21 protein-coding genes and 1 tRNA gene are annotated in these 25,392 nt (G+C 75.8%); 9 read left to right on the forward strand and 13 right to left on the reverse strand.

All coding sequences use genetic code 11. The features are described 5' to 3' along the window. Positions 1–23: 23 nt before the first annotated feature. The gene (gene ilvA / locus ACI79V_RS04835; protein ID WP_456887305.1) at positions 24–1,238 is read right to left on the reverse strand and encodes a threonine ammonia-lyase; all 1,215 of its coding nucleotides are present in this window, start codon (positions 1,236–1,238) and stop codon (positions 24–26) included. 72 nt (positions 1,239–1,310) lie between these two features. On the opposite strand from ilvA, the gene ACI79V_RS04840 reads away from it, so the two are divergent. Then, on the forward strand, positions 1,311–2,774 hold the full coding sequence (locus tag ACI79V_RS04840; protein WP_456887306.1) for a magnesium chelatase: 1,464 nt from the start codon (positions 1,311–1,313) through the stop codon (positions 2,772–2,774). Between the two features lie 2 nt (positions 2,775–2,776). Next, positions 2,777–4,759 (forward strand): VWA domain-containing protein, encoded by a 1,983-nt coding sequence (locus tag ACI79V_RS04845; protein ID WP_456887307.1) that lies wholly within the window; start codon positions 2,777–2,779, stop codon positions 4,757–4,759. Between the two features lie 51 nt (positions 4,760–4,810). On the opposite strand, the gene ACI79V_RS04850 is transcribed toward ACI79V_RS04845, so the two are convergent. After that, a complete protein-coding gene (locus tag ACI79V_RS04850; protein WP_456887308.1) occupies positions 4,811–6,184 on the reverse strand; it encodes a DUF2252 domain-containing protein in 1,374 nt (457 codons plus the stop codon). A gap of 98 nt (positions 6,185–6,282) precedes the next feature. Here ACI79V_RS04850 and ACI79V_RS04855 point away from each other — a divergent pair, with 98 nt between their 5' ends. Together ACI79V_RS04855 and ACI79V_RS04860 are read left to right on the forward strand one after the other, a co-directional pair. Further along, entirely contained in the window at positions 6,283–7,284 is a 1,002-nt protein-coding gene (locus tag ACI79V_RS04855) for an SGNH/GDSL hydrolase family protein (protein ID WP_456887309.1), read from the forward strand. A 126-nt stretch (positions 7,285–7,410) separates the two neighbouring features. Continuing rightward, positions 7,411–8,631, forward strand: coding sequence for an acetyl-CoA C-acetyltransferase (locus ACI79V_RS04860; RefSeq protein WP_456887310.1), 1,221 nt, complete (start codon positions 7,411–7,413; stop codon positions 8,629–8,631). Positions 8,632–8,714: 83 nt separating this feature from the next. Here the strand turns inward: ACI79V_RS04860 and ACI79V_RS04865 are convergent, their stop codons facing one another. The 5 genes from ACI79V_RS04865 to ACI79V_RS04885 all read right to left on the reverse strand — a co-directional run bounded on the left by ACI79V_RS04865 (position 8,715) and on the right by ACI79V_RS04885 (position 13,838). Next, complete coding sequence (locus ACI79V_RS04865) at positions 8,715–9,629, reverse strand: Bax inhibitor-1/YccA family protein (RefSeq protein ID WP_456887311.1); 915 nt, start codon at positions 9,627–9,629, stop codon at positions 8,715–8,717. A gap of 176 nt (positions 9,630–9,805) precedes the next feature. Further along, complete coding sequence (locus ACI79V_RS04870) at positions 9,806–11,416, reverse strand: M28 family metallopeptidase (RefSeq protein WP_456887312.1); 1,611 nt, start codon at positions 11,414–11,416, stop codon at positions 9,806–9,808. 126 nt (positions 11,417–11,542) lie between these two features. After that, positions 11,543–11,616 (reverse strand) — tRNA-Leu (locus ACI79V_RS04875). 29 nt (positions 11,617–11,645) lie between these two features. Continuing rightward, the gene (locus tag ACI79V_RS04880) at positions 11,646–13,031 is read right to left on the reverse strand and encodes an NAD(P)/FAD-dependent oxidoreductase (RefSeq protein ID WP_456887313.1); all 1,386 of its coding nucleotides are present in this window, start codon (positions 13,029–13,031) and stop codon (positions 11,646–11,648) included. 9 nt (positions 13,032–13,040) lie between these two features. Next, a complete protein-coding gene (locus tag ACI79V_RS04885) occupies positions 13,041–13,838 on the reverse strand; it encodes a uracil-DNA glycosylase (protein ID WP_456887314.1) in 798 nt (265 codons plus the stop codon). A gap of 163 nt (positions 13,839–14,001) precedes the next feature. Here ACI79V_RS04885 and ACI79V_RS04890 point away from each other — a divergent pair, with 163 nt between their 5' ends. Then, positions 14,002–15,225: a GNAT family N-acetyltransferase gene (locus ACI79V_RS04890; protein WP_456887315.1), complete on the forward strand. Its 1,224-nt coding sequence runs from the start codon at positions 14,002–14,004 to the stop codon at positions 15,223–15,225. Positions 15,226–15,267: 42 nt separating this feature from the next. Further along, positions 15,268–15,561, forward strand: a complete 294-nt coding sequence (locus tag ACI79V_RS04895) for a DUF4235 domain-containing protein (protein WP_456877787.1) — start codon at positions 15,268–15,270, stop codon at positions 15,559–15,561. Positions 15,562–15,567: 6 nt separating this feature from the next. Here ACI79V_RS04895 and ACI79V_RS04900 read toward each other — a convergent pair whose 3' ends face one another. Genes ACI79V_RS04900 through eno form a run of 4 tightly spaced genes read right to left on the reverse strand, consistent with a single transcriptional unit; the run spans position 15,568 to position 18,864 of the window. Continuing rightward, complete coding sequence (locus ACI79V_RS04900) at positions 15,568–16,518, reverse strand: Ppx/GppA phosphatase family protein (RefSeq protein WP_456887316.1); 951 nt, start codon at positions 16,516–16,518, stop codon at positions 15,568–15,570. Beyond that, the gene (locus tag ACI79V_RS04905) at positions 16,515–17,036 is read right to left on the reverse strand and encodes a DUF501 domain-containing protein (RefSeq protein WP_456887317.1); all 522 of its coding nucleotides are present in this window, start codon (positions 17,034–17,036) and stop codon (positions 16,515–16,517) included. The genes ACI79V_RS04900 and ACI79V_RS04905 overlap by 4 nt, the downstream gene beginning before the upstream one ends. After that, the gene (locus ACI79V_RS04910; RefSeq protein ID WP_456887318.1) at positions 17,033–17,578 is read right to left on the reverse strand and encodes an FtsB family cell division protein; all 546 of its coding nucleotides are present in this window, start codon (positions 17,576–17,578) and stop codon (positions 17,033–17,035) included. The genes ACI79V_RS04905 and ACI79V_RS04910 overlap by 4 nt, the downstream gene beginning before the upstream one ends. A 5-nt stretch (positions 17,579–17,583) precedes the next feature. Continuing rightward, on the reverse strand, positions 17,584–18,864 hold the full coding sequence (eno, locus tag ACI79V_RS04915) for a phosphopyruvate hydratase (protein WP_456887319.1): 1,281 nt from the start codon (positions 18,862–18,864) through the stop codon (positions 17,584–17,586). 161 nt (positions 18,865–19,025) lie between these two features. On the opposite strand from eno, the gene ACI79V_RS04920 reads away from it, so the two are divergent. Further along, on the forward strand, positions 19,026–19,706 hold the full coding sequence (locus ACI79V_RS04920) for a hypothetical protein (protein ID WP_456887320.1): 681 nt from the start codon (positions 19,026–19,028) through the stop codon (positions 19,704–19,706). On the opposite strand, the gene ACI79V_RS04925 is transcribed toward ACI79V_RS04920, so the two are convergent. Both ACI79V_RS04925 and ACI79V_RS04930 read right to left on the reverse strand, forming a co-directional pair. After that, positions 19,696–20,628 carry a MazG family protein gene (locus tag ACI79V_RS04925; RefSeq protein WP_456887321.1) on the reverse strand — a complete coding sequence of 311 codons (933 nt, stop codon included), beginning with the start codon at positions 20,626–20,628 and terminating at the stop codon, positions 19,696–19,698. The genes ACI79V_RS04920 and ACI79V_RS04925 overlap by 11 nt on opposite strands. 3 nt (positions 20,629–20,631) lie before the next feature. After that, positions 20,632–21,615: a SurA N-terminal domain-containing protein gene (locus ACI79V_RS04930; protein WP_456887322.1), complete on the reverse strand. Its 984-nt coding sequence runs from the start codon at positions 21,613–21,615 to the stop codon at positions 20,632–20,634. A gap of 116 nt (positions 21,616–21,731) precedes the next feature. Here ACI79V_RS04930 and ACI79V_RS04935 point away from each other — a divergent pair, with 116 nt between their 5' ends. After that, positions 21,732–22,397, forward strand: coding sequence for a 4'-phosphopantetheinyl transferase family protein (locus ACI79V_RS04935; protein ID WP_456887323.1), 666 nt, complete (start codon positions 21,732–21,734; stop codon positions 22,395–22,397). Further along, entirely contained in the window at positions 22,394–25,312 is a 2,919-nt protein-coding gene (locus ACI79V_RS04940; protein WP_456887324.1) for an acetoacetate--CoA ligase, read from the forward strand. Before ACI79V_RS04935 ends, ACI79V_RS04940 begins: the two co-directional genes overlap by 4 nt. Positions 25,313–25,392 lie beyond the last annotated feature (80 nt).

Consider the following 25,392-nt stretch of genomic DNA (forward strand, 5'->3'; position numbering starts at 1 on the left):
CGCGGCGGCGCGGAACTGATCGCTCAGGCCTCCGCGACGGCGAAGCCGGCCTCCTCGAGGGCGGCGGTGACCGACCGGGCGTGGTCGGGACCGCGGGTCTCGAGGACGACGAAGACCTCCACCTGGCCGAGGTCGAGGCGGGTCGCCGTCCGCTCGTGCTCGACCTCCAGCACGTTGGCGCCGGCAGCGGCCAGCACCGACAGCACCGCGGCCAGCGAGCCGGGCCGGTCGGGCACGCGCAGCCGCAGCCGCAGGTAGCGGCCGGCCGCGGCCATGCCGTGCTGCACGACCTTGAGCAGCAGCACCGGGTCGATGTTGCCGCCGGAGACGACCGCGACCACCGGCGGCTCGAAGGCGCCCGGGGCGGCCAGCACCGCGGCCACCGCGGCGACCCCCGCCGGCTCGACGACGAGCTTGGCCCGCTCCAGGCAGAACAGCAGCGCCTGGGACATGTCCTCCTCGGTCACGGTGCGGACCTCGTCGACCAGGTCGCGGACGTGCGCGAAGGTGAGGTCACCGGGAGACCCGACGGCGATGCCGTCGGCCATCGTGGCCATCCCGGACAGCGCCACCGGCCGGCCGGCCGCGAGCGAGCCGGGGAACGCGGCGGCCGCCGCGGCCTGCACGCCGACCACCCGCACGCCCGGCTTGCGCTCCTTGACGGCCGCGGCCACGCCGGAGACCAGCCCGCCGCCGCCGGTGCAGACGACGACGGTGGCGACGTCGGGGCACTGCTCGAGGACCTCGAGGCCGACGGTGCCCTGCCCGGCGATGACGTCGGGGTGCTCGAAGGGGTGGATGAAGACCGCGCCCGTCTCCTGCGCGTGCGCGACCGCCGCGGCCAGCGCGTCGGTCAGGTCGGCCCCGGTCAGGCGGGCATCGGCCCCGTAGCCCCGCGTCGCCGCCACCTTGGGCAGCGGCGCGGTCTCGGGCATGAACACCGTGGCCCGGATGCCGAGCATCCGGGCCGCCAGGGCCACGCCCTGCGCGTGGTTGCCGGCGCTGGCCGCGACCACGCCGCGCGCCCGCTCCTCCGCGGAGAGCCGGGACAGCCGGGTGTAGGCACCGCGGAACTTGAACGAGCCGGTGTGCTGCAGGTTCTCGCACTTGAGGAACACCGGCCCGCCCACCCGCTCGGCCAGCGCCCGCGAGTGCTCGAGCGGGGTGTGCCGGACGACGCCGTCGAGCAGGGCGGCGGCCGCCGCGACGTCGTCCCCACAGACCAGCTCCGTCCCCACGCCGCCGATCCTCGCAGGCCCGTGACCCGCAGGCGTTCCCGGATCGTCGCAGGTGGTCGTACCGTGGCTGGAGTGACGGACGTCGCACCTGCGCAGACCCCACCCGCACCCACGACCCTCGGCGAGCTCCGCGCCTCCGGAGCCGTCGCCCGGCCGGTCAAGGCCGAGATCCGCGCCAACCTGCTCGCCCGCCTCGGCGCCGGCGAGCCCACCCTGCCCGGCATCGTCGGCTTCGAGGACACCGTCGTCCCCGAGGTCGAGCGGGCCCTCATCGCCGGCCACGACCTCGTCCTGCTCGGCGAGCGCGGCCAGGGCAAGACCCGGCTGATCCGCACCCTGGTCGGCCTGCTCGACGAGTGGACCCCGGTCCTGGCCGGCAGCGAGCTCAACGAGCACCCGCTGGCCCCGATCAGCGCCTGGGCGCGCCGCCGGATCGCCGAGCTCGGCGACGACACCCCGGTCACCTGGCTGCACCGCAGCGAGCGCTTCGGGGAGAAGCTGGCCACCCCGGACACCAGCGTCGGCGACCTCATCGGCGACGTCGACCCGATCAAGGTCGCCGAGGGCCGCACGCTGGGCGACCCCGAGACGGTGCACTACGGCCTGGTGCCCCGCACCAACCGCGGCGTCTTCAGCGTCAACGAGCTGCCCGACCTCGCCGAGCGCATCCAGGTCGCGCTGCTCAACGTGCTCGAGGAGCGCGACATCCAGATCCGCGGCTACCGCGTGCGGCTGCCGCTGGACCTGCTGCTGGTGGCCAGCGCCAACCCCGAGGACTACACCAACCGCGGGCGGATCATCACCCCGCTGAAGGACCGCTTCGGCGCCGAGGTGCGCACCCACTACCCGATCGAGCTCGCCGACGAGATCCGGCTGCTGCGCCAGGAGGCGAGGACCAGCGGGCTGGGCGCACCGAGCGGGCACGACGCGTTCGACGCGCCCGTCGTCCCCGAGCACCTGCTGGAGATCGTCGCCCGGTTCACCCGGCTGGTCCGCGAGTCCAGCCACGTCGACCAGCGCTCCGGCGTGAGCGCCCGATTCGCCATCGCCGGGCTGGAGACCGTCGCCGCCTCCGCCGTCCGCCGGGCCGCCGTCGCCGGGGAGACCCGGCCGGTCGCCCGTGTGGTCGACCTGCCGAGCGTCGTGCCGGCCAGCCGCGGCAAGGTCGAGTTCGCCGACGCCGGCAGCGACCCCGACGACGACCGCGAGCTGGAGGTCCTCGAGCACCTGCTGCGGCAGGCGACCGCGCAGACCTTCCGCGCCCGCTGCGGCGGGCTGGACCTCACCGGCCTGCAGGAGCACTTCACCGGCGGGGAGACCGTCGAGTCCGGCGAGCTCGTGCCCGGCGCGGCGCTGCTCGGCCAGCTCGGCACCATCCCGCGACTGGCCGAGCTGCTCGGGCGGCTCGGCGTCCCGGAGGGCGAGCAGTCGGCCGAGCAGGCCGCCGCCGCGGTGGAGTTCGCCCTCGAGGGGCTGTACCTCACCCGCCGGCTGGCCAAGGACACCGACGGCACCCGCACGGTGTACGGGGCCTGACGGTGGCCCGCCCACGCCCCGGCAGGGGGTACCGGTACGGCCGCTGGCGGGGCGGCCCCGATCCGCTCGCCCCGCCCTACGACCTCGGCAGCGCCGTCGACGAGATCGGCGACTCGGTGCTCGGCGGCAGCGGCGTGCGCGAGGCGCTGCGCGAGCTGCTGCGCCGCGGCATGGACGGCCGGCGCGGCCTGGACGAGCTGCGCCGGTCGGTCCGCGAGCGGCTGCGGCAGGCACGCACCGCCGGCCGGATGGACGGCACGCTCCAGGAGGTGCGCGAGCTGCTCGACCGGGCGCTGGAGGCCGAGCGCCGCGAGCTGTTCCCCGACCCCGACGACGCCGCCCGGCTGGCCGAGGCCGAGCTCGACGCGCTGCCGCAGGACACCGCGGGCGCGGTCCGGGCGCTGAAGGACTACCCGTTCCGCTCCGCCGAGGCCCGGGAGGCCTACGAACAGATCCAGGACCTGCTGCGCCGCGAGGTGCTCGACAGCTCCTTCGCGAACATGAAGCAGGCGCTGCAGAACGCCACCGAGCAGGACGTGCAGGCGGTGCGGGACATGGTCGCCGACCTCTCCTCGCTGATCGACGCGCACAACCGCGGCGAGGACACCGACGAGCGGTTCCGCGAGTTCATGGAGAAGCACGGGCAGTTCTTCCCCGACGACCCGCAGTCGGTGGACGAGCTGATCGACTCCCTCGCCCGCCGGGCCGCCGCGCAGGAGCGGATGATGGCCGGCCTCTCCCCCGAGCAGCGGGCGGAGCTGGCCGACCTCATGGCCCAGACGATGTCCGACCTGGGCCTGGCCAGCGAGATGGCCCACCTGCAGGACGCGCTGCGGCAGGCCCGCCCCGACCTGCCGTGGGGTCAGCGCGGGCAGGTCCCCGACGGCGAACAGGCGCTCGGCCTGGGCGACGCGACCAGCGCCGTCGCCGAGCTCGCCGACCTCGAGGCGCTGTCCAACCAGCTCTCCCAGGGCTACGCCGGCGCCTCGCTGGCCGACGTCGACGAGGAGCTGCTCGAGCAGGCGCTGGGCCGCGACGCCGTCGACGACCTCGCCGCGCTGCGCCAGCTCGAGCGGGAGCTGGAGCGGCAGGGTCACCTCGTCCGGCGGGACGGCAAGCTGGAGCTCTCCCCCAAGGCGGTGCGCCGGCTGGGCGCGACGGCGCTGCGGCGGGTCTTCGCCAAGCTCGACGCCACCGGCCGGGGCGAGCACGACGTCGCCGACGCCGGGGCCGCCGGGGAGCTGACCGGCGCCTCGCGCGAGTGGCACTTCGGCGACGAGCAGCCCCTCGACGTCGTCCGCACGGTCCGCAACGCCGTGCTGCGCACCGCCGGGGAGCCCCGCGAGGACCGGCGGGTGCGGATCGCCGTCGAGGACTTCGAGGTCGTGGAGACCGAGCGGCGCACCGGCGCGGCCGTGGCGCTGCTGGTCGACCTCTCCTACTCGATGGCGCTGCGCGGCACCTGGGGCGCGGCGAAGTCGACGGCGATGGCGCTGCACTCCCTGGTCACCACCCGGTTCCCCCAGGACGCCATCCAGATCATCGGCTTCTCCTCCACCGCGCAGGTGCTGCGGCCCGAGACGCTGGCCGAGCTGAGCGTCGACACGCTGCAGGGCACCAACCTGCAGCACGGCCTGATGCTGGCCCGGCGCTTCCTCGCCCGGCACCGCGACGCCGAGCCGGTGGTCCTGGTCGTCACCGACGGCGAGCCGACCGCCCACCTGGAGGACGACGGCACCCCGTACTTCTGCTGGCCGCCGATGCCGGAGACGATCGCCCGGACCGTCGCCGAGGTCGAGCGGGTGGCCCGGTCGGGGGCGACGCTCAACGTCTTCGCCCTCGACCCGGAGCCGAGCCTGGTGCACTTCGTCCACGACATCACCGCCCGGGCCGGCGGTCGGGTGTTCACCCCCGACAGCGACCGGCTCGGCGAGTACGTGGTGGCGGATTATCTGCGCTCCCGGAAGGGGCGGCGGGCCCGGTGAGGCATGGGAGCTCTCCGCACGTCCCGGCGGCGGGGACGTGCGGAGAGCTCCCTATGCCCGGCGCGGGCGGACCGGGTGCGAGCCGGTCGAGCTGACCCCCGGGATCGCGCCGGCGCGGAACGCGTCGACGAAGAGCCGGTGGTCCTCCTGCGTCTGCCGGGCGTAGGCGTGGGCGAAGGCCACCAGGTCGTCGAGGAACTCCGCGCGGCGGTCGCCCACCATCGCCCCGATCGCCTCCTCGACCTGGAAGTCGACGAGCGTGTGGTCGCTGTCGGCGTCCCCGACGCAGTGCATCTTCGCCGTCGCCCGGCCCAGCTGCGCCAGCACCGGGGCGATCTCCTCGGGCTCGGTGAGGTCCTCCCAGTCCAGGTCGTTCTCGTAGGGCGAGAGCTCCTGGACGACGAAGCCGACGCCGTCGATCTCGGTGTGCCCGAGGAACTGCGAGGCGTTGGACTGCAGCGCCCGCTGGCTGACCGCCGTCCGGTGCCCGTGGTGCTCGAAGTAGCCCGCGATCGCCGGGTCCCGGACGACGCGGCTGGGCGCGGCCACGTTGCCCTGCTTGACGGACAGGACGACGTCGTTCTCCAGCGCCTGGTCGTAGCCCTCCAGCAGCACGTTGTAGGCGGGTAGGCCCGCGCTGCCGATACCGAAGCCGCCGGTACCGATCAGGTCCTTGACGTCGTAGGCCACGTCGCGACGGCGCACCGGCGGCACCACCGTCGTCCGCCAGCGGTCCAGGGCCGCCAGCACGCGGTCGCGCTCGTCGTCGTCGAGCCTGCGGGTGCGGCCGCCGTCGGCGAAGCGCCGCTGGTACCGCTCGACGACGGTCATCCGGTCCAGCAGCGCGGCGCGGGTGCGCGTCGTCGTCTCCAGGATCGCCTCGCGGACCGCGCCCTCGGTGTCGGCGGCGGTGAGGGCGAAGGAGCGGTCGTCGTCGGAGCGGGCGAAGGCCGCGACCTGGTCGAGGTAGGCGGTCAGGTAGGTGCGCAGCAGGTCGGAGATGACGTCGTCACCGAGCGCCTTGCGCCAGGCGAGCAGCGCGAAGCTGGCGACGAACCGGCGCAGGTCCCAGCTGACGTGGCCGACGTAGGCCTCGTCGAAGTCGTTGACGTCGAACACGATCCGCCCGGCGCCGTCCATGTAGGTGCCGAAGTTCTCCGCGTGCAGGTCGCCCTGGATCCACACCCGGCTGGTGCGCTCGTCGGCCCACCGGTCCTCGAGGACGTCCATGTCGGCGTAGAACAGGCACGCGCTGCCCCGGTAGAAGGCGAACGGGTCGGCGGCCATCTTGCGGAACTTGGTACGGAAGGCGTCGGCGTCGGCGGCCATCAGCTCGGAGAACGCCTCGACCAGGACGTCGACGATCAGCCGCGACCGGTCACCCGACGTTCCCCTGGAGGCCACCCGCACGGGGGATTCGGACACGGAGCGCACCGTAGAGGCTCGCTAGCCTGCAGGACAGGTGGTCGCAGCGTGTGACGATCGGGGTGGCGGTGACTCGAGCGAGCAGGGCACGGCGGCTGGTGACCGCCGCTGCCTACGGCGGTGGCGGGGTCGGCCTCGCCGGTGCCGGCCTGCTCGCCCTGCTGCGCTGGGAGGCCCTGTCGGCCCGCCGCCGGGTGGAGGCGCGGACCGCCAAGCAGCCACCGCCCCCCGGCGACGGCGTCTACGGCCGGACCCGCGGCCGCGCCAAGCCACTCGTGTTCGCCGTGCTCGGCGACTCCAGCGCCGTCGGGCTGGGCGTGGAGCGGGCCGCCGAGACGCCGGGCGTGCTGCTCGCCGCGGCCCTGGCCGAGCTGGCCGAGCGCCCCGTGCGGCTGGTCCGCCTCGCGGTGTCCGGCGCGGAGTCCTGCGAGCTGGACCCGCAGGTCGAGCAGGCCGTGGCCCAGCGCCCCGACCTCGTGCTGATCATGATCGGCGCCAACGACGTCACCACCCGCACCCGGCCGGCGGTCTCGGTGCGCCACCTGGCCGACTGCGTGCGGCGGCTGCGGGAGGCCGGCGCGGAGGTCGTCGTCGGCACCTGCCCCGACCTCGGCACCATCCGGCCCATCGGCCAGCCGCTGCGGCTGCTGGCGCGGCGGTGGAGCCGGCAGCTGGCCGCGGCGCAGACGATCGCCGTCGTCGAGGCCGGCGGCCGCACCGTCTCCCTGGGGTCGGTGCTCGGTCCCTCCTTCGCCCAGGACCGGACCCTGTTCAGCATCGACGAGTTCCACCCGAGCGCCGCCGGCTACGCGGCGGCCGCCGCGGTCCTGCTGCCCGCCCTCGCCGACGCCGTCGGCGTCTGGCCGGCCCGGGACGAGCGACGCCGCGAGCGTCGCGGCAGCGTCCGCCCGGTCGCCCGGGCCGCCGCCCGCGCCGCGGGGCGCCCCGGCACCGAGGTCCGCGCCACCGAGGTGCGGGGCTCGAGCACCGGTCCGCTGGGCACCTGGGCGCGGCTGCTGCGCCGCCGACCCACCGAGCTGCCCACGCCCGAGGAGGTCCGCGAGGCCGTGGCGGAGGTGCCGGTCTCCAGCGCGCCGTGACGCGCACCACAGCGCTGCGGCGTCCCGGGCGCACCGGCGGTCCCCGGTCTCCCCAGGGGTAGTTTCCGGGGTGACCCGACACCCGGTGCTCCCCGGCCGGGAGCCCGCCTCAATGCGGAGGACCCCATGCCCGAAGCCGTCATCGTCGCGACCGCGCGCTCCCCCATCGGTCGCGCGTTCAAGGGGTCGCTCAAGGACCTCCGCCCCGACGACCTGGCCGCCACCATCGTCCGCGCGGCGCTGGACAAGGTGCCGGCGCTGGACCCCGCCGACATCGACGACCTGATGCTCGGCTGCGGCCTGCCCGGCGGCGAGCAGGGCTACAACATGGGCCGCGTGGTCAGCGTGCTGCTGGGCATGGACCACCTGCCCGGCACCACCATCACCCGCTACTGCTCCTCGTCGCTGCAGACGACGCGCATGGCGATGCACGCGATCAAGGCCGGCGAGGGCGACGTGTTCGTCTCCGCGGGTGTCGAGATGGTGTCGCGCTTCGTCAAGGGCAACAGCGACTCGCTGCCCGACACCAAGAACCCGGTGTTCGGCGACGCCGAGGCGCGGGTGGCCAAGGTCGCCGAGAGCGGCGCGGACTCCTGGACCGACCCGCGGGAGGCCGGCGACGTCCCGGACGTCTACATCGCGATGGGCCAGACCGCCGAGAACCTGGCCCTGCTCAAGGGCGTGACCCGGCAGGACATGGACGAGTTCGCCGTCCGCAGCCAGAACCTGGCCGAGAAGGCCATCGCCGAGGGCTTCTGGGAGCGGGAGATCACCCCGGTCACCAGCCCCGACGGCACCGTCGTCAGCAAGGACGACGGCCCGCGCGCCGGGACCACGCTGGAGGGCCTCTCCGGGCTCAAGCCGGTCTTCCGCCCCGACGGCCGGGTCACCGCGGGCAACGCCTGCCCGCTCAACGACGGCGCGGCCGCCGTGGTGGTCATGAGCGACACCAAGGCCCGCGACCTCGGCCTGACCCCGCTGGCCCGCATCGTCTCGACCGCGGTGACCGGCCTCTCGCCGGAGATCATGGGCTACGGCCCGGTCGACGCCTCGCGGCTCGCGCTGCAGCGGGCCGGCCTGACCATCGACGACATCGACCTCGTCGAGATCAACGAGGCGTTCGCCGCGCAGGTCATCCCCAGCTACCGCGACCTGGGCATCGACATCGACAAGCTCAACGTGCACGGCGGCGCGATCGCCGTCGGGCACCCGTTCGGCATGACCGGTGCCCGGATCACCGGCACGCTGATCAACGGCCTGCAGACCGAGGACAAGACCCTGGGCCTGGAGACCATGTGCGTCGGTGGCGGCATGGGCATGGCCATGGTGCTCGAGCGCCTCTCCTGAACCCGTCCGAGGCCGGCTCACCGGCCCCGGACACGACAGTGGCCCGGCCCCCGTGAGGGGACCGGGCCACTGTCGTCAGTGCGCTAGTTGTCCTGGAAGTAGGACAGCAGCCGCAGGATCTCCAGGTACAGCCAGACGACCGTGACGAGCAGGCCGAAGGCGATGTACCAGGCGAACTTCGCCGGGGCGCCGCGGCGGATGGCCTGGTCGGCCATGTCGAAGTCGAGCAGCAGCGAGAAGGCCGCCACACCGATCACGACGAGGCTGAACACGATGGCCAGCGGGCCGCCGTCGCGCAGGCCCAGACCGCCCGGGGTGAAGAAGCTGGCGATCAGGTTGACGAGCACCAGCGCCAGGACGCCGAACAGGGCGCCGACGATCCAGCGGGTCAGCTTGGGGGTGACCCGGATGGCGCCGGTCTTGTAGACGACCAGCATGCCGGCGAAGACGCCGAACGTGCCGATGATCGCCTGCACGACGATGCCGGGGTAGATGCTGTTGAAGGCCTCGCTGATGGCGCCGAGCGCGACACCGTAGAGCGCGCCGTAGGCCAACGTGGCCACCGGGTTGGCGATCTGCTTGAAGGCGATCACCAGGCCCAGGACGAAGGCCACGAGCACGGCCGGGAGGGCCAGGCCCCAGGCGGCCTGCCCGGGCATCGCCCAGACGGCGGCGGCGGCCAGGACGGTGACGAGGAACGACAGTCCGGTCTTCTGGACGACGTCGTCCATCGTCATGTAGCGCGTGGCCGGCGGGCTGAACGGAGCCGGGGCCGGGGCGCCGTACTGCTGGTCGCCGTAGGGCTGGCCGTAGCCCTGCGGCGCGCCGTAGGGCTGGGCGTACTGCGCGCCGTAGCCGGGAGCGGCGTTGCCCTGCTGGCCGTACGGCTGCCCGTACTGCTGGCCGTAGCCGGGAGCGCCGTAGCCCTGCTGACCGCCGCCGGAGGCGGCGTTGGCGAAGCCCCGGCCGAAGACGGGGTTGTGGCTGGGCATCGTCATCTCCTCGAGGTGACTGGTCGGTCGGTGGGCTGCGTCCTCACACCCCACTCGATCCCTGTAACGCTGCAGGGGGCCTGCGCGTTCCGCATCCCCGGGGGGTCACCCGACGGTGGTGGAGACGGCCGTGGCGCCGCCCCCGGGTGGGGACGGCGCCACGGCTGCCGGCACCGAGGAGGTCAGACCTCGACCCCACCGTGGTCGTGGTCGTGGTCGTGGCCGTGGTCCGGGGAGAGGCCGCCGCCACCGACCTCCTTGCCCGAGGGCTGGCGGAACTCACGGGCGTCGGGGTCACCCTCGAACGTGCCACCCGGGACCGGCCGGCCGGCCACCCCGTTCACCCGCGCCGTGTCGTAGGCGAGGATGAGCACCGCGTAGGCGATGGCGTCGGAGTTCTGGTCGAGGACCTTCGGGTCGACGTTCTCGATCGTGTCCCCGGCCCGGTGGTAGTTCGGGTCGTAGGACTGGCCGGCGGTGCCGCCGTAGGCCAGGGCCTGCTGCGGCGTCTTGACGCCCTCCGCACCGGTGAACAGGCCACCGGAGGGGATGCCGTTGTTGATGAACGCCTGGTAGTCGCTGCGGCCGCTGAACTCGGTGGCCTCGTACGTCAGCTCGCGGGCCTCGTAGAAGTCCTCGAAGACGTACTCGATCTGGTCCGAGCCCGGGGGCACGGTGACGCCGGTCGGCGCGGTGAAGGCCGACTGGTCGCCGTCGTAGATGAACCGGGCGAAGTTCGGCGACCCGACCATGTCGAAGTTTAGGTAGAGCCCGATCTGCTCCCGCTGCTCCGGGGTCAGGGCACCGACGTAGTGGTTCGAGCCGAGCAGGCCCAGCTCCTCGGCGCCCCACCAGGCGAAGCGGACGGTGTTCGTCAGCTTGGCCTTGGTGATGTTCTCGGCGACCTCGAGGATCGCTGCGCTGCCGGAGCCGTTGTCGTTGATGCCCGGACCCGCGAGCACGGAGTCGAGGTGGGCACCGGCCATGACCACGTTGTCCGAGGTGCGGCCGGGCAGCTCGGCGATGACGTTCTCGGTGGTGCGCGTCTCGCTGGTCGAGTCGATCGCGAGGTCGACGGTCGTGCCGGCGAGCGTGCCTCCCAGCTCGGGGGTGACGCCCACGACCGGGATGCGGATGCCGGGAGCGCCCAGGGTGCCGTTGAGCAGGCCGGGCACGTTGTTGACGACGATCACCGCGGTGGCCCCGGCGGTCGCGGCGTTGGCCGCCTTCACGGCGAACGCGCAGCTGCCCCGATCGACGAGCGCCACCGTCCCGGCGGCGAAGCCGGTGAAGTCCGCGGCCTCGCACCCGCTGGTGCCCGAGCCCCGGTCGACCGGGGTGACGACGTCGTCATCGACCGTCCCGGGACCTGTGTAGGTCATCGGCGCGTAGTCGGTGCCCGCGGTGTACGTCGCCTGCGCCGGGGCGACCTGGCTGAACGAGCTGCTCCGCAGCTGGAAGAACGGGAAGTCGAACGGCTGGACGGTGACGTCGTAGCCGACCGCCTCCAGCCGGTCCTTCACGTAGTCGACCGAGGCGTCGTAGCCCGCGGTGCCCGAGGCGCGGTTGCCCCCGTTGGCGTCGGCGATCTCCTGGAACGCCTCGAGGTGCTCGGTGACGCCCTCGAGGGTGACGCACTCGGTCAGCTTGGCGACGGTGTTGTTGTTGCGGGTCTCGCAGCCGCCGGCGGCACCGGCGGGCAGCGCAGCGACCACGCTCCCGGCCAGCGCGAGCACGCCGGCGCTACCGATCACGGCGAGCCGTGACCGGCGGGACGGGTGGACCTGGGTCATGGACGACTCTCCTCGCGTACGGAGTGAGCTCCGGTGCTCACGAGGGGTCACCCTGTCATTTGGGTCACCGCGCGCGTCAAGACCTGTCTTTTCTTCGGTCCATGGTGTAGTGGGCCGTCGATCGTGTGCCCCCGGTGGGACTCGAACCCACACTGCGACCCTTTTAAGGGGCCTGCCTCTGCCGATTGGGCCACGGGGGCGGGAACGGGCCGCCGGCCCGCGAGGGCAATCAGCTGACCTGCGCGCGGTCGGCGGCGGAGGGAGCGGGCAGCTGCCCGGTGCCGCCGAGCCCTGCTGCGGTGACGAACTCGCGGCGCGGGTCCTGCAGCTGGCCCAGCGCGATGACCTCGCGGCGGAACACCGAGGCCAGGGTCCAGTCGGCGACCACCCGCGCCTTGCGGTTGAACGTCGGCACCCGGCTGACGTGGTAGGTGCGGTGCATGAACCAGGCCGGCCAGCCCTTGAGCTTGACGCCGTAGACCTGGGCCACGCCCTTGTGCAGGCCGAGGCTGGCCACCGACCCGGCGTAGGCGTGCCGGTAGGGCCGCGGCTGACCGCCCCGCAGCACCGCGACGACGTTGTCGGCCAGGCGCTTGGCCTGCCGGACGGCGTGCTGGGCGTTGGGCGCGGTGGTGGCGCCGGGGTCGTCCTTGGTGAGGTCCGGGACGGCGGCGAGGTCACCGGCGGCCCAGGCGTCCTCCAGCCCGCTGACCTGCAGCGTGGCCTCGCACCGCACCCGCCCGCGCTCGTCGAGGGGCAGGTCGGTCTGCGCCAGCACCGGGTTGGGCTTGGTGCCGGCGGTCCACACCAGCGTGTCGCTGGCGAAGGAGTCGCCGTCGCTGAGCCGGACGACACCGTCGTCGGACACCGACTCCAGCCGGGTGTTGAGCCGCACGTCCATGCCGCGGGCGGTCAACTGCTTGACCGTCCAGGCGGCCATGTCCAGGTCCACCTCGGGCAGGATCCGCCCCGTCGCCTCGACCAGCACCCACCGCATGTCGCCGGGGGACAGCCGCGGGTAGTACTTCACGACGGCGTAGCGCGCCATGTCCTCGAGCTCGGCGAAGGCCTCGATGCCGGCGTAGCCGCCGCCGACGAAGGTGAAGGTGAGCGCGCGCGTGCGGACGGCGGGGTCGTCGGTGGAGGCGGCCGCGTCGAGCCGGGCCAGCACGTGGTTGCGCAGGTAGATGGCCTCGCCGACGGTCTTGAAGCCGACGCCGTGCTCGGCCAGCCCGGGGATGGGCAGCGTGCGGGCCACCGACCCCGCGGCCATCACCAGCACGTCGTAGGTGAGGTCGTAGGGGGCACCCTCGGCGGGTGCGACGCGGGCCCGCCGCTGCGCGTGCGAGAGCCCCACGACGGCGCCGGTGACCACCCGGCAGCGCGGCAGCGTGCGCCGCAGCGGGACGACCACGTGACGCGGCTCCACCGAGCCGGCCGCCGCCTCGGGCAGGAACGGCTGGTAGGTCATGTGCGGCTGGGGGTCGACCACGACCACCTCGGCCCCGCCCCGTGACAACCGCTTCTGCAGCCGCAGGGCCGTGTAGAGGCCGACGTAGCCGCCGCCGACGACCAGCACCACCGGACGGGACGTGGGACCCGGGCGAGACGCCATGGGGCCAGCCTAGGGGCGGACGGACCCGTCCTCCCCCCTCGCGGCGCCGCTGCCGGCGAGCTCCGTGGCCCGGGCCAGGACGGCGTCGAGCATCGGCTCGGTGAGCCGGCCGGTGAAGGTGTTCTGCTGGCTGACGTGGTAGCTGCCGAGCAGGGTCAGCTCCCCCCGCGGTCCGGACACGGTGACCTCGACGCCGTGGCCGAACGCCGGCCGCGGCCGGGGCAGCGCGTACCCGGCCGCGGCCAGCACCGGCCACAACGCCGTCCAGCCGAAGCCCCCGAGGACGACGGCGACCCGCAGCCGCGGCAGCAGGGCGAGCTCGCGGGCCAGCCACGGGGAGCAGGTGTCGCGCTCGGCCGGCGTCGGGGCGTTGTCCGGCGGCGCGCAGCGGACCGCGGCGGCGATGCGCACGCCGGTGACCTCCAGGCCGTCCCCGACGTGCGTCGACGTCGGCTGGTTGACCAGCCCCGCCCGCCACAGCGCGGCGAAGATCCAGTCGCCGCTGCGGTCGCCGGTGAAGACGCGGCCGGTGCGGTTGCCGCCGTGCGCGGCCGGCGCCAGCCCCACGACGGCGATTCGGGCGTCGGCCGGGCCGAGCCCGGGCACCGGGCGGCCCCAGTACTCCTCGTCGCGGAAGGACGCCCGCTTGACCCGGGCGACCTCCTCGCGCCAGGTGACCAGCCGCGGGCAGGCGCGGCAGCCGGAGACCCGGGTGTCGAGGGCGGCGAGGTCGCGTGCCGCGCGGGCGGAGCGGGCGACGCCCGCGGGGCTGCGGGTGACGGGGAACCCCTGGGCGTCGACTGCCACCGCCCCAGTGGACCACCCGCCGGCGACCCGCTCGTCGGGCGGGGTGGCCGGCGGATCTCCCCCTTCGGAGGGTCGGCGGCGGCGCCGGCGGTCCCTAGGCTCGGACCGGTCAGCGACCCGGCCGGACGGCGGGAGGCGCCGGGCGGACGAGGAGCGTGGACGGGTGACGGCAGGGCTGGGTGCGTCCGGGAGCGGGCTCGACGCGGCGGTCGGGTCGCCGCCGCCACCCGCGCCGGTGGCGTCCACCCCGGGCCGGGCGCGCACGGCGGTCGCCTCCGCGCAGGCCGACCTCGATGCCCTGGCCGGCGCCTGGGACGACCTGTGGCGCCGGACGCCGGCCGCCACGGCCTTCCAGTCCCACGCCTGGGTCAGCGCGTGGGCCCGCGCCTACGTGCCGGCCGGACGGCTCGCCGTCGTGACGGTGTGGAACGGCGACACGCTCGTCGCCGCCGCGCCGCTGTACCGGGTGCGCCGCGGTCCCGTTCCGGCGCTCGCACCCCTCGGCGGCCCGCTGAGCGACTCCACCGACGTCCTGGTCGACCCGCACGTGCCCGACGCGGGAGCGCGGCTGGCCGGCGCGCTGCTGCAGGTCCCCGGGTGGCGGGTGCTGGACCTGCCCGAGGTGCTGCCCGGCTCCGCCGCGCAGGCGTGGGCCCCGGGCTGGCCGGGCCGGGTCCGCCGCGCGCCCTCCTCGCTGAACCTGCAGCTGCCGGTCCTGCCGCAGGCCGGGGTCCTCGCGCGGGTCCCGACCCGGACGGCGGGGACGCTGCGCCGCAAGCTGAAGAAGATCGACCGGGCCGGCATCGAGCGGGCCGAGCTCGATCCCGGCGCCGTGCCGGCCGCCGTCCCCGAGCTGATCCGGCTGCACGAGGCCCAGTGGGCGGGCCGGCGGGGCAACCCCGAGCACTCCACCGCGCGGTTCCGCGCCTTCCTCACCGAGGCCCTCGGGCCGATGGTCGAGCGCGGCCAGGCGCTGGTGGTCCAGTACCGGATGGACGGCCGGCTGGTGGCCGCCGAGGTCGACCTCCTCGGCCACCGGCAGCTGGCCTACTACCTCGCCGGGATCGACCCCGGGCTGCGGCAGCACATCGACACCTCCGTGCTGCTGGTCAGCGCCGCCCTGGAGCGGGCCGGCCGGCTGGGGCTGGCCGAGTACTCCTTCCTGCGCGGCGACGAGGACTACAAGCTGCGCTGGCGCCCGGACCCCGTGACCGCCGAGCGGGTCCTGCTCGCACGACCCGGGCTGCTGGGGTCGGGCGGCTACCTGCCCGCGACCACCGCCGCCTCCGCGGTCCTCGCCCTCGCCCGCCGGGTGCTGGCCGGCCGCGCGCGGGAGCTGGCCCGGGCCGCCATGCACCGCATCCGGCAGGCCCGCGCGAGGGACTGACCGCTGCGCGCGGCGCGCGGGCGCGGCAGGCATGATCAGCCCATGGCCCGCAAGCAGAAGGCGCCGCTGACCTGGAAGCTCCTCGGCACGGGGACGGCCACCGTGTCGGGGATCGCCGTCCGCAAGCTCACCGACGCCGCCTGGTACGCGGCCCGCGGCAGCAACCCGCCGAAGAACCCGGCCGCCCCCGGGGTCAGCTGGCCCGAGGCGCTGGCCTGGGCCGCGTTCTCCGGGGTCGCCGTCGCCGGTGGCCGGTTGCTGGCCGCGCGCGGCGCGGCAGCGGCCTACCAGTCGCTGACCGGCAAGCTGCCCCCGGGGCTGAACGAGGCCGGCTGAGCGCCCTCAGCCCCGGGCCAGCCGCAGCGCGATGCCGTCGAGGATGTCGTGCTCGCTGACGACGACCTCGTCGAGCGCGAACGCGTCCATGACCACCCGCAGCACCAGCGCACCGGCGCCGATGACGTCGACGCGCCCGGGGTGCATGACGGCCTCGGCCGCGCGGCGCTCCCGGGTGGCGGTCAGCAGCCCCGCGGTGACCGACCGGACGGCGCCCACCGGGATGCGGGAGCCGTGGATGGCGTCGGCGTCGTAGAGCGGCAGCCGCAGCGCGAGCGCGGCCACGGTGGTCACCGAGCCGGCCAGGCCGACCAGGGTCGCGGTCTCCCCCACCGGGACCGCCGCGGCCACCTCGGCCAGCGCGGCGCGGATGTCGGCCTCGGCGGCGCCGATCTCGTCGGGCGTCGGCGGGTCGCCGTGCAGGTGCCGCTCGGTCAGGCGCACGCAGCCGACGTCGACCGACCGCGCGGCGCGGACCCCGCCGGCGTCGCCGAGCACGAACTCCGTGGACCCGCCGCCGATGTCGACGACCAGGTACGGCGGGCGCGGCGGCGGGTCGCCGTGCGCGGCCGCGGCGGCGTCCAGGGACGCGGTGGCGCCGAGGAAGGACAGCCGGGCCTCCTCGTCGCCGGGGACGACGTCGGGGAGCCGGCCGAGCGTGGCGAGGACCATGGCCTCGAAGTCGGCGCGGTTGGCCGCGTCGCGGGTGGCGCTGGTGGCCACCATCCGCACCGCCGTCGCGCCGAGGTCGCGGGCCTGGGCGGCGTACTCCGCGAGCACCACCCGGGTGCGCTCGACAGCCTCGGGCGCGAGGCGGCCGGTGGCGTCGACGCCCTGGCCGAGGCGGACGACCTCCATCCGGCGCAGCAGGTCGGTGTGCGGCCCCTCGGGCGGGACGTCGGCGACCAGCAGGCGGATGGAGTTGGTGCCGCAGTCGACGGCGGCGACCCGCGTCACGGGGACTCCTCCTCCTGGGCGCAGGGGCCGGGTGCCCACCACTCCCCCATCTCGGCCACGGCGCGGTCGCCGACGGGGTTGACCCCCGGGCCGGCGGCCAGGGCGTGGCCGGCGAGGGCGTGCAGGCACTTGACCCGGTCGGGCATGCCGCCGGCAGTGTTGCGGGTGGGCAGCTCACCGAGGGCGTCGCGCTCGGCCAGGTAGGCCTCGTGCGCGGCGCGGTAGGCCGCGGCCAGGCCGGCGTCGGTGCCGAGGTCGGCCTGCCACTCCCGCATCCGGCCGGCCGACTCCAGCCGGCTGGCGGCCGCGGACGCGCGCGGGCAGGTCAGGTAGTACAGCGTCGGGAACGGCGTGCCGTCCTCCAGCCGCGGCGAGGTCTGCACGACGTCGGGCTGGCCGCAGGGGCACCGGTGGGCCACCGCGCGCACCGCCCGGGGCGGGCGGCCGAGCTGGCGGCCGACGAGCTCGCGCTCCTCCGGGGTGATCGGCTCGCGCACCCGCTCCCCAGGCGCGGTCACCCGGCCTCCTCGTCGGCGTCGGCCACCGAGCCGAGCAGCTCCTCGTACCAGGGCCGCGGGGTGGTGTCGCCGGTGTCGGGCAGGGTGCCGGCGTCGCCCTCGGCCGCCTCGCCGTCGACCACGACGACCAGCCGGTCGCCGGGCAGCACGTAGGCCAGCCGCTCGCGGGCCTCCCGGGCGGTCCAGTCGGGGTCGGACTGGCGCGCCAGCTCCGCCTCGAGGTCGGCGATGCGCTGGTCGTACGCGGTGCTCTCGGCGGCCAGCCGGGCGAGCTCGGCGCGGCCCTCGAGCCACTGCCGCACCGGCCCGGCCAGGGTGAGCGCCAGCAGCAGGAGCAGCCCGACGAACAGCACCACGCGCCCGGTGACGAGCGGACGGCGGGCGACCGCGGCCCGCGGGGCCTGCCGCGGCGTCCGCCGTCCGGGACGGCGCGCGTCGGGGCGGCTGCCGGCGCCCGAGCGCGTCCCGGCCGGGATCGGCCGGGACGCGGCGTTCGACAGCGGCCGGCCGGTGGAACGCCGCCGGCCGGTGCCCGCGCTCACCTGCGTCAGCGGGCCCGCAGGCGCGGGAAGGCGGCCGCGCCGGCGTAGCGCGCGGCGTCGTCGAGCTCCTCCTCGATGCGCAGGAGCTGGTTGTACTTGGCCACCCGCTCGCTGCGCGCGGGGGCGCCGGTCTTGATCTGCCCGCAGTCGGTGGCGACGGCGAGGTCGGCGATCGTGGTGTCCTCGGTCTCGCCCGAGCGGTGGCTCATCATGCAGCGGTAGCCGCTGCGGTGGGCCAGGTTGACCGCGTCGAGGGTCTCGGTGAGCGTGCCGATCTGGTTGACCTTGACCAGCAGCGCGTTCGCCGCACCCCGCTCGATGCCGTCGGCCAGGCGGGTGGGGTTGGTGACGAACAGGTCGTCGCCGACGATCTGGACGCGGTCGCCGAGCGCCGAGGTCATCGCGACCCAGCCGTCCCAGTCCTCCTCGGAGAGCGGGTCCTCGATGGACACGACCGGGTAGGCGTCGACGAGCTCGCGGTAGTAGTCGACCAGGAACTCCGCCGAGCGGGTCTGGCCCTCGAAGTCGTAGCCGCCGTCGCCGTGGAACTCGGTGGCGGCGACGTCGAGGGCGAAGGCGATGTCGGTGCCGAGGGAGTAGCCGGCCTTCTCGACGGCCTCGGCGATCAGGTCCAGCGCGGCCCGGTTGTTGGGCAGGTCGGGGGCGAAGCCGCCCTCGTCGCCCAGGCCGGTGGACAGCCCGCGGCCCTTGAGCACCGACTTGAGCGCGTGGTAGGTCTCGGCGCCGACCGCCAGCGCCTCGGCGAAGGTCGCCGCCCCGATCGGGGCGATCATGAACTCCTGGACGTCGACGTTGCTGTCGGCGTGGGCACCGCCGTTGAGGATGTTCATCATCGGCACCGGCAGCAGGTGCGACGACGGGCCGCCGACGTAGCGGAACAGCGGCAGGCCGGTGGAGTCGGCGGCCGCGCGGGCCACCGCGAGGCTGACGCCGAGGATCGCGTTCGCGCCCAGGCGGGACTTGTCCGGCGTGCCGTCGAGGTCGAGCAGCCGCTGGTCGACCAGGCGCTGCTCGGTGGCCTCGTAGCCGACGAGCTCGGGGCCGATGACGTCGAGGACGCCGTCGACGGCCTTGGTGACGCCCTTGCCGGCGTAGCGCTCGCCCCCGTCGCGGAGCTCCACCGCCTCGAAGGCGCCGGTGGAGGCGCCGCTCGGGACCGCCGCGCGGGCGATCGTCCCGTCGTCGAGGGCGACCTCGACCTCCACGGTGGGGTTCCCGCGCGAGTCCAGGATCTCCCGCGCGCCTACGGCATCGATGCTCGGCACGGGGAGCAGCCTAGCGAGGGGGAGGACCCGCCCGTCCGACCCCGACGCGGTCGCGGCACGCCTGTAACGGAGCGGTCACGGTGCGGTCTCGGCGGAACCGATCAAGCGATAACCTCCTCGTGGCGGGCGTCTCCCCCACGTCTGCGCCGTCGGAGGACCCGATGACCGAGCGCCAGCAGCAGCGACCCCCCGGGTACGGCGCCGGAGCCGCGCCTCCACCACCCGTGGACGCGGACGACGGGACGGGGCCGTCCATCCTCGGGTTCCCGCCGGATCCCGCCGAGGACGACGACGTCGCGGACGTGGAGCCCGCGCCGGAGGGCACGGAGGTGGCCGGGGTGGCGGTCCGCCCCGGACGGCTGGTCTACGTCCGCCGCCCCGACGTCGTCGGCGGGGTGCTCCTGCTGCTCGCCGGCGTGGCCGACGCGGCGAGCCTGTGGCTGCCGTGGGAACGGGACCGGGCGACCACCGGGCTGGACCTGGCGGCGCGTGCCGTCGACGTGGCCCGGGAGGGCGTGGCCGGGCTCGGGAGCACCGGCCTGTGGCAGCCGGCGACGGTGGCGGCCGGCGGGGTCGTGCTCGTCGTCCTCGGGCTCCTGCTGCTGCGTCCCGCGCGCGGCCACCGGGTGTCCGGGGTGCTGGCGCTGGGGGTCGCGCTGGCCGTGGCCGCCGCGGTCGTCGCCCGGCTGGTGGACGCCGGCTGGGACGCCCGCCTGCTGGGGTGGGGCGTGTGGTGCGCCGCCGCGGTCGCCGGGCTGGGCGTGCTCGGTGCGCTGAAGGCGATGCTCACCGCGCCACGGGTCACCACCGCGCCGACCGAGCGGCTCCTCGTCAGCCGGTAGGACCGGCCGGCCCTACCGACGACGTCGCGCGGCGACGGGCCTCGGCGTCGAGCTCGCCGGCGTAGCGGCGCACGGCCTCGCGGAGGGCGTCCTCGACGTCCCAGCCGCGCTGCGCGGCCGCGGCCACGACGGCGAGCAGCCGCTCCCCCAGCTCCTCCGGCGCCGCCGAGCCCAGGTCGGCCGGCTCCGGCGTGGGGTAGCCGGCGCGGGCGGCGCGGCGGACCAGCGCTGTCCCCCACGCGGTGGCCGGCTGGGACCGCGACACGCCCTCGGTGGGCGAGCGCCGCTGCTTCTCCGCCTTCTTGATCTCCTCCCAGCCCGCCTCGACCCCGGCCACGTCGCGCGGGCCGGCGTCGCCGAACACGTGCGGGTGCCGGCGGACCAGTTTGTCCACCAGGTCGGCGGCGACGTCGTCGACGTCGAAGCGCCGCTCCGGGCCGGCCTCGGCGGCCACCCGCGCGTGGAACACCACCTGGAGGAGCACGTCGCCGAGCTCCTCGCGCATGGCCGCGGCGTCGTCGTCGACGATCGCGTCGTAGGCCTCGTGCGCCTCCTCCAGCAGGTAGCCGCGCAGCGAGGAGTGGGTCTGCTCGGCGTCCCACGGGCACCCGCCGGGCGAGCGCAGCCGGTCCATCACCGCGACGACGTCGAGCAGCCGGGCGCCGGGCGGCTCCGCGGCGCCGTCGACCACCGGCACTCCGGGCGGCGACTCGCCGGGTGCGGCGAGGACGGCGACGTCGTCGTCGAGCGCTCCCGCGTCGGCGACGTCGGTGACCTCCCGGCCGGCCGCGCGCAGCACCTCCGCGGTGGCACCGGCACCCGGCAGCGCGGCGACCCGCCGGCCGTCCAGCGCGGCCCAGCCGGCGGGCCCGAGCAGCCCGGGCAGCCGCGGGCTGACGGTGACGACGACGGCGGGCGGCACGCCTCAGCCCCCGGCCGGGGCGGCGGCGTCGTCGAGCAGCTCGACGACGCCGCCCTCGGCCTCCTGCACGACGTCGTCGTCGGTGAGCTCGCCGTAGCGGGGGTTGACCGTGACCCCGACGTCGTCGCGGACCTCGTCCACCACGCCGGCGCCGGCCTCCTCGACCCCGACCGCGGCCTCGCTCTCCAGCTGCGGCCGGGCCTCCTCGAACGAGGGGGTCGTGCGGCTCGCGACGAAGACCACCACCACGCCCTGCACCCCCGGCAGGGTCAGCGTGAAGCCGGTGCCGGGAGCCGCCGCGGCGATGCCCTCGGCCAGTGGCCCGCTCACCTCGCTCGCGGCGGTGGTCTGCAGCTGCGGCAGCGAGTTCTCGCCGGGGAACCGCGCGGCCACGGCCGGGTAGGACGCGGGGGCGGCGGTCATCTCGGCGAGGGTGCTGTCGGCGGTGGCCTGGTCGGGGACGACGAAGTAGCCGAGGGAGAGCTGCTCGAGGTCGGCGCGCACCTGCTCGTAGCGGGCGCGCAGCGCCGCCTCGTCGAGGCCGGCGGCGTCGCCGGTGGCGGCGCCGAGCTCGCGGCGCAGCAGCTGCTGGCGGGCGCTCTCCCGGACGTCCTCCCGCGAGTAGCCCTGGCCGGCGGCCTGCGCGTACAGCGCCTCGGCGTCCTGGCCGGCCAGCGCCTCCTCGATGAACGCGTCGAGCTCGGCGTCGGTGACCTCGACGTCGTACCGCTGCGCCGCCTGGGCGTAGAGCTCCTCGCGGACCAGCAGCGTGAGCACCTGCCGGGTGAAGTCGCTCCCCGGCCCGCCGACGGCCTCGTCGATCGCGGGGTCGGCGAGCCGGTCGTCGACGGCCGACTGCAGCTCGGCGACGGTCACCTGCTCCTCGCCGACGTAGGCGGCCACGGACGGCGAGGTCCGGCAGCCGGCCACGGCGGCCACGGCGGCCAGGCCGACGGCCATCGACACGGTCAGCCGACGGGTACGCACCAGCGGAGCCTGCCACACCGGTCCCCGCGCCCGGCGCAGGCGGCGGGCCACCCGGCCGGGTGGTGTCCCCACGACGGGGGATGGAAGCGACGGCGCCCGCTGCCAGCATCGCCGGCATGCCGCCGCCCTCCCCCGCGCCCGCGCGCGAGGTGACCGCGGGCGTGACGGTCACCGTCGTCCCCCTGGTGGCCGACGACGACGGCCTGGCCCGCGCGGAGGCGCTGCTCTCCCCCGGCGAGGTCGCCCGCGCCCGGCGCGGCACACCCGCCGTCCACCGGCGCCGCGTGCTGCTGCGCGCCGCCCTCCGGACCGCGCTCGCGACCGAGCTGGGCACCGACCCCCGCCGGGTGCCGCTCAGCACGGGCGCCACGGGCCGCCCCGAGCTGCCCGCGGCCACGCGGCTGGACGCCGGGTGCTCGGCCGGCGGCGGCCTGGGCGTCGTCGCCGTGTCCCGCGGCCGCCGGATCGGCGTCGACCTGGAGCCAGTGGCGCCCTGGACGCCCGACGTGGCCGCCGAGGGGTGGCTGCACGCCACCGAGCTGCGCGCCATCGCGCTGCTGCCGCCGGGCGCCCGCCCGCTCGCGGCCACCCGCGCCTGGACCCGCAAGGAGGCCGTCCTCAAGGCCCGCGGGACCGGCCTGCGCGACGACCCGGCCGCCGTGGTCACCGCCATCGGGCCGGCCCGCGGACCGGTGGCCGGCTGGACGCTGCACGACGTGCCCGTGCCCGACGGGTGGGTGGCCAGCCTCGCGGTCGCCCCGGACGAGGAGTTCCCCCGATGACCCTGGCCCCCGCCGTCCCCCAGCTCGCGCGCTTCCGCGCCCGCTGCGAGGAGCTCACCGGCACCGCCCTGGACGCGCCCGGCGCGCTGCACGCCTTCTCGGTCGAGCGGCCGGAGCAGTTCTGGCGCGCCCTGCTCGACTGGTCGCAGCTGCCGTGGTCGGGGTCCGCGGACGTCGTGCTGACCGGCACCGACGTCGAGACCGCCCGGTTCTTCCCGGACCTGAGGCTGAACTACGCCGAGGCGCTGCTGCGCCCGCTCGAGGGCGCCGGTGACGACGCCCCTGCACTCACCGCCGTGCACGCCGACCGCCCGGCCGACCGGTGGACCCGCGGCGAGCTGCGCGACGCCGTCGCCCGGACGGTGACCGCGCTGCGCCGGCTCGGGCTCGCCGAGGGCGACCGGGTCGTGCTGATCGCGGGCAACACCGGCGAGACCGCCGTCGTCGCCCTCGCCGTGGCCGCGATCGGGGCCGCGGTCTCGACGGCCGCGCCGGACATGGGCGCGGCGTCCCTGCTCGGCCGCTTCGGCCAGGTCGACCCCGCGGTGCTCGTCCTCGACCGGCGGGCGGTCGCCGACGACGTCGTCGCCGAGGTCGTGGCCGGCCTGCCCACGCTGTGCCGGGTGCTGCTGCTCGACGACCGGCCGCTGCCCGACCTCGGCCTGCCGGTGGACCGGCTGGCCGACGCCACCGCGGACGCCGAGCCCGCCCGCGACTGGCCGCACCACGCCTTCGACACGCCGCTGTTCGTGATGTTCTCGTCGGGCACCACCGGCCCGCCCAAGGCCATGGTGCACGGGGCCGGCGGCACGCTGCTGGAGCACGTCAAGGAGCACCGGCTGCACGTCGACCTCGGCCCCGGCGACACGCTGTACTTCCACACCACCACCGCCTGGATGATGTGGAACTGGCAGCTGTCGGCGCTGGTCACCGGCGCCCACGTGGTCGTCTACGACGGCCCCGTCGCCGGCCCGGAGACGCTGTGGCAGCTCGCGGCCGACCGCCGCGTCACCGTCTTCGGCACCAGCCCGGCGTACCTGCAGCTCGGCCAGGACGCCGGCCTCCGGCCCGCCGACTCCGCCGACCTGTCGGCGCTGCGGGCCGTGCTCTCCACCGGCGCGGTCCTGCACGACTGGCAGTTCGACTGGGTCGCCGAGGCGGTCGGGCCGGTGCCGCTGCAGTCGATCTCCGGTGGCACCGACATCATCGGCTGCTTCGTGCTCGGCGCCCCCGACGTGCCGGTCCGGCGGGGCCGCTGCCAGACGCGCAGCCTCGGGCTCGACGTCGCGGCGGTCGACGAGGACGGCCGCGAGGTCGTCGGGGAGGTCGGCGAGCTGGTCTGCCGGCGCCCCTTCCCGAGTCGCCCCGTCGGGTTCCTCCGCGACCCCGACGGCCGCCGGTTCCACGACGCCTACTTCGCCGACCACCCGGGGATGTGGACCCACGGCGACCTGATCGAGTTCGACGCCGACGGGTCCTCGCGGCTGCACGGGCGCTCCGACGGCGTCCTCAACATCGATGGGCTGCGCATCGGGCCCAGCGAGATCTACACCGTGCTCCGGCAGCTCCCTGACGTCGCCGACGCGATGGCCGTCGAGCAGGGCGACGACAGCCGGCCCGGGGGCTCGCGCATGGTGCTGCTGGTCGTCCTGCGGCCGGGCGCCCGGCTCGACGGCGACCTCGACCGCACCATCCGGCGCACGCTGCGCCGGGAGGCCTCCGCCGCGCACGTGCCGTCGCTGGTCGTCGCGGTCGGCGAGCTGCCCCTGACCCACAACGGCAAGCGCTCCGAGCGCGCCGCGCGCGACGCCGTCAACGGCGACCCGATCGCCAACGCCGTCGCGCTGCGCAACCCCGGCTGCCTGGACGAGATCCGCCGGGCGGTCGTGGCGGCCACCGCCGCCCCGGCCGCGCCGGAGGAGGACGGCGGCCTGCTCGGGCAGGTCTCCCGCATCTGGTGCGAGGTGCTCGGGGTGCGCTCCGCCGACCCCGGCGACGACTGGTCCGACCTCGGCGGGACCTCCCGCCAGGTGCTCAGCCTGCTGCGGCGGGTCCGGCTGGAGCTCGACGCCGACGTCCCGGTGCAGCGGTTCGCCGAGGACCCGACGCCGGCCGGCCTGGCCCGGGCCGCCGCCGCGGCGCTCTCCGCCGCCCCCGCCGCCGTCATCGAGCTGCGGGCCGGGGAGGGCTCCCCGGTGTTCCTCGTGCCCGACGCCTGGGGACAGCTGAACCTGTACGCCGGACTGGTCGACCGGCTGGACACCGGCCGGCCGGTGCTCGGCCTGCGCCTGCCGCTGCAGGACGCCGGCGGCCGGCACCGCACGATCGAGGAGGTCGCCTCCGACGCCCTCGCGCAGGTCCGCGCCGCCCAGCCGGAGGGGCCCTACACCCTGCTCGGCTACTCCTTCGGCGGCCTGGTCGCCTTCGAGGTCGTCACCCGGCTGCGCGCCGCGGGTGAGGAGGTCGGCTGCCTCGGCCTGCTCGACACCCGCCCGCCCCAGGCGGCGCTCAACCGGTGGGAGGCGGGCCGGGTGCGCTGGGCCGGCCGCTGGGCCACGGCCCGCGCCGGCCGGCCGCTGCGCCGGCTCGTCCGCGCGGTCCGGGGCGGGGCCGCGCAGCCGGCGCCGGCGCCGGCCGCGGCGCCCGATCCCGAGCTGGCGTTCTTCCTCGGGACCCAGGAGGTGTCGGAGGCCTACCGGCCCGGCCGGTTCGACGGCCCGGTCTCCTACTTCCTCGCCGAGGGGTCACGGGACGCGGCGTCCCGCACGCTCGGCGCCTGGCGGCGCAGGGTCGGCGAGCTCCGGGTGGTCGGGGTCCCCGGCTACCACGGCGACCTCGACGACGAGCGGATCGGCATGCTCAGCGACCGGCACGTCGGCACGCTGGCCGCGGAGGTCTCCGCCGCCCTGCGCTGAAGCGAGGTGTGATCGCGACCCGAGTGAGCAGTCGTGGTCGGCGACACGAGCCGACTCGCCGTGTCCTGACGCGACGACTG

Source organism: Geodermatophilus sp. SYSU D00700 (assembly GCF_054050255.1).

Excerpts from the sequence above, each read along its gene's own strand:
- ACI79V_RS04860 (WP_456887310.1), top strand. The coding sequence starts at position 7,411 with ATGCCCGAAGCCGTCATCGTCGCGACCGCGCGCTCCCCCATCGGTCGC.
- ACI79V_RS04865 (WP_456887311.1), bottom strand. The coding sequence starts at position 9,629 with ATGACGATGCCCAGCCACAACCCCGTCTTCGGCCGGGGCTTCGCCAAC.
- ACI79V_RS04870 (WP_456887312.1), bottom strand. The coding sequence starts at position 11,416 with ATGACCCAGGTCCACCCGTCCCGCCGGTCACGGCTCGCCGTGATCGGT.
- ACI79V_RS04880 (WP_456887313.1), bottom strand. The coding sequence starts at position 13,031 with ATGGCGTCTCGCCCGGGTCCCACGTCCCGTCCGGTGGTGCTGGTCGTC.
- ACI79V_RS04895 (WP_456877787.1), top strand. The coding sequence starts at position 15,268 with ATGGCCCGCAAGCAGAAGGCGCCGCTGACCTGGAAGCTCCTCGGCACG.
- ACI79V_RS04920 (WP_456887320.1), top strand. The coding sequence starts at position 19,026 with ATGACCGAGCGCCAGCAGCAGCGACCCCCCGGGTACGGCGCCGGAGCC.
- ACI79V_RS04935 (WP_456887323.1), top strand. The coding sequence starts at position 21,732 with ATGCCGCCGCCCTCCCCCGCGCCCGCGCGCGAGGTGACCGCGGGCGTG.
- ACI79V_RS04940 (WP_456887324.1), top strand. The coding sequence starts at position 22,394 with ATGACCCTGGCCCCCGCCGTCCCCCAGCTCGCGCGCTTCCGCGCCCGC.